Origin of the sequence: Thauera terpenica 58Eu, from assembly GCF_000443165.1 — a bacterium.
Classification (GTDB): Bacteria; Pseudomonadota; Gammaproteobacteria; order Burkholderiales; family Rhodocyclaceae; genus Thauera; species Thauera terpenica.
In genome coordinates this window covers 1-227 of record NZ_ATJV01000036.1, presented here as the reverse complement: position 1 = coordinate 227, position 227 = coordinate 1, and the positions used below count along the sequence as shown (strand labels likewise).

General features: G+C 65.2%; 1 pseudogene. It reads right to left on the bottom strand.

The features are described from left to right. A pseudogene (locus M622_RS24505) lies at positions 1–227 on the bottom strand (IS1634 family transposase); the annotation flags it as partial.

Genomic DNA, 227 nt, shown 5'->3' with positions numbered 1-227 from the left:
CCTCGGCGTTGGTCACCAGCAGCAGCTTGCCGTCCATCATCTGGGCGAGGCGCCGGGCCTTCTCGTCGATGTGGTAGCTGAAGAGCTCTTCACTCAGATCCACCTTCAGGATGCGCGACAGATGCGCTTCGCTGACCGCGCGGTAGAAGCGCGCCTTGGCGCCGCTGTCCGAGAGCTTGCGGCCCCGGTGCTTGACGCCTTCGTCTTGCTCCGTGAGCTTGCCGGTC